The organism is Inquilinus sp. OTU3971, from assembly GCF_038440215.1.
In genome coordinates this window covers 1-2937 of record NZ_JASATH010000371.1, presented here as the reverse complement: position 1 = coordinate 2937, position 2937 = coordinate 1, and the positions used below count along the sequence as shown (strand labels likewise).

3 protein-coding genes are annotated in these 2937 nt (G+C 71.8%); 2 read left to right on the top strand and 1 reads right to left on the bottom strand.

What is annotated here, in order from left to right:
* Positions 1-230: 230 nt before the first annotated feature.
* Together AAHM41_RS39735 and nagZ are read left to right on the top strand one after the other, a co-directional pair.
* Positions 231-1220, top strand: a complete 990-nt coding sequence (locus AAHM41_RS39735; protein ID WP_342242169.1) for an SPOR domain-containing protein — start codon at positions 231-233, stop codon at positions 1218-1220.
* Positions 1221-1229: 9 nt separating this feature from the next.
* Positions 1230-2249 (top strand): beta-N-acetylhexosaminidase, encoded by a 1020-nt coding sequence (nagZ, locus tag AAHM41_RS39730; protein WP_342242168.1) that lies wholly within the window; start codon positions 1230-1232, stop codon positions 2247-2249.
* 4 nt (positions 2250-2253) lie between these two features.
* On the opposite strand, the gene AAHM41_RS39725 is transcribed toward nagZ, so the two are convergent.
* A complete protein-coding gene (locus AAHM41_RS39725) occupies positions 2254-2814 on the bottom strand; it encodes a flavin reductase family protein (protein ID WP_342242167.1) in 561 nt (186 codons plus the stop codon).
* Between the last annotated feature and the right edge of the window lie 123 nt (positions 2815-2937).

Sequence of the window (2937 nt, the reverse complement as noted above, 5' to 3'; positions counted from 1 at the left end):
CGGCAATCCAGAAGGTGTCGACAGTCTCTGGATGCCCGGTCAAAGCCCGGGCATGACGGCTCAGGAGGGGCATCTCCAGAATGATTCATCATTGAATCAATTTCTTATCGCCCGTTTCTCCGATTCGCGTTACGATTCCGAATCAGTCGGGGGATAGTATGGTCGACACTGCCACGCAACTGCGACTCGCGCCGAACGGACAATGGGTGGAGGCGCCGCACGCGCTGCCCATGACTGCGCCTGCCGCGGTCCAGCTCAGGCCGGTGCAGGCCTCGCCGCCCTGGCGCATCATCGTCCCGGCCGGGGTGATCCTGGTCGTGATCCTCCTGTTCGCCGGCGTCCTGATCTCGACCTACACCTCCGGCGGCTCGGTGACGATGGAGGGCGGGGTGCCGATCATCCGCGCCGACCGCGCCGAATTCCGCACCCGGCCGGAGCAGCCGGGCGGCATCGACATCCCGAACCAGGACCGCCTCGTGCTGCAGGATCTCGGCCGCCGCCAGGCGCCGGTGAATGTGGCCACCGTGCTGCCGCCGCCGGAGCAGCCGATGCCGCGGCCCGTCCAGGCCGGCACCGACCAGCGCGGCTGGCGTCTGCCGCTGCCGGCCGCCGCGCCCGGGGCCGGGGTGGTGGAGATCCTGCTGGCGCGCCCCGGCCAGGCCGCGCCGCCGCCCGAACCCGCCGCGCCGGTCCAGACGGCCCCGCAGCCCGAGCCCGTCGCCGCAGCGCCGGCCGACGCGAATCCCGCATCGGCGCCCGTTGCCGATCCGGCCCCGGTCCAGACCGCCGCTCTGGCGCCGGACGCTCCGGTCGAGCCGATCGCCCCTGCACCCCAGGCAGGCCCGGAGCCGGCCGACCCGATCGCGGCGCTGCTGGCCAACCCGGCCGCCGCCGGCGGCTGGATCGACCCCGATGCCCATGCGCCGGCGCAGGTCGCGGCCGTGCCCTCCATGCCGGCGATCGTCGCCGTGCCGGCCGGGCGCTTCGCGGCCCAGATCGCGGCGGTGACCTCGCCGCAGGAGGCGCAGGCCGAATGGGCCCGCTTCCAGCGCCGCTTCCCGGAGCTGTTCGGCGCGCTGCAGCTCGCCGTGCCGCAGGTCTCGGCCTCGACCCGGCTCGGCTACCGCGTCCAGGCCGTGCCGCTCGACCAGGCGACGGCGACGCGGCTGTGCGAGGCCCTGGCCAGCGAGAAGACCGGCTGCCTCGTCGTTCCCCGCTGAGTTTCCTTGATGTCCAAGGCGATCCTGTTCGGCTGCGCCGGTCCCGTCCTGACGGCCGAGGAGCGGCTGTTCTTCCGCGACGCCGATCCGCTCGGCTTCATCCTGTTCCGCCGCAACTGCGAAATGCCGGATCAGCTCGCGGCGCTGGTCGCCGATCTGCGCGACGCGGTCGGCCGCCATGCGCCGGTGATGATCGACCAGGAGGGCGGGCGCGTCGCCCGGCTGCGGCCGCCGCACTGGCCCGGTTTCCCGGCAGCCGGCCGCTTCGGCGCCCTGTGGTCGGTCGATAGCGATGCGGCGGAGGCGGCGGCCCGCGCCAACGCCACCGCCATCGCGCTCACCACCGGCGCCGCCGGCATCGACATCGTGGCCGCGCCGGTGCTGGATCTCGACCTGCCCGGCGCCGACCGCACGGTGGTCGGCGACCGCGCCTTCTCCGGCGATCCGGCGGTCGTCGCCCGGCTCGGCCGCGCCGTGGCGGAAGGGCTGCTCGACGGCGGCGCCCTGCCGGTGATCAAGCACCTGCCCGGCCATGGCCGGTCACGGGTCGACAGCCATGTCGCCCTGCCGCTGGTCGAGGCCGATCTGGAGACGCTGGAGCGCACCGATTTCGCCCCGTTCCGGGATCTCGCCGGCCTGCCCTGGGGCATGACCGGGCATCTCGTCTTCACCGCGCTCGATCCGGACCATCCGGTCACCCAGTCGCCGACCGCGATCCGCGATGCGGTGCGCGGCCGCATCGGCTTCGACGGGGTGCTGTGCAGCGACGACCTGTCGATGGGCGCGCTGTCCGGATCCCTGCCGGGCCGGGCTGAGCGGGCTCTGGCCGCCGGCTGCGACCTGGCCCTGCACTGCAACGGCGACCTGGCGGAGATGCGGGCAATCGCGGCCGCAGTGCCGGCGATCGGCTCCGAGACCGCAGCCCGCTTGGCCCGTGCCGAAACCTGGCGCCGCCCGGCCAGCGACCATCCGGTGGAGAGCTATCTCGAGCGGGTGAGGGAACTGTTGGGCCGCTTGCCGACGGCCTGATCCGTTACAGCATCCCCGGCCGAAACAGCGCCCTCCGGTCCAGCACCCCGCCCGCCGTCACGAACACCCCGCCGCCGGTGTAGTGCAGCGTCTTCGGGTGCTTCGGCGTCGGCGCCACATGCGCCTTCACCACCTCGAAGATGAAGAAATTGTAGCGGTCGACCAGCGCGTCGTCGTGCAGCCGGCACTCGAAACTGGCGTGGCACTCGCGGATCAGCGGCGCCCCGACCTCCTGCGCCGCCTCGGCGGTCAGGCCGAACTTTTCGAACTTATCGATCTTCGCGCCGGAGGTGTTGCCGATCCCGACCACCGTGTCGGTCAGGGCCGTGGTCGGCAGGTTGATGACGCATTCGCCGCTGTCGCGGATCAGGCGGAAGCTGTGGTTGCCGCCGGAGATCATGCAGCCGACCAGCGACGGCGAGAACTCCATCACGGTGTGCCAGCCCAGGGTCATGATGTTGGTCCGGTCGCGCCAGCGCGACGACACCAGCACGATCGGCCCGGGTTCCAGGTAGCGCCGGACCTCGTGGACGGGGAAATCAGCCTTCCTGCGTGGTCTCGTCATGGTTGATCCTCGGGCCCGTCTGTTCGGTCGGAATGAGGTGAAACCTCAACTCATTGTCATCGCCGGGCTTGACCCCGCGATCCAGGGGCCACCCAGAAGCGGCATCGACAAAACTGGAATCCC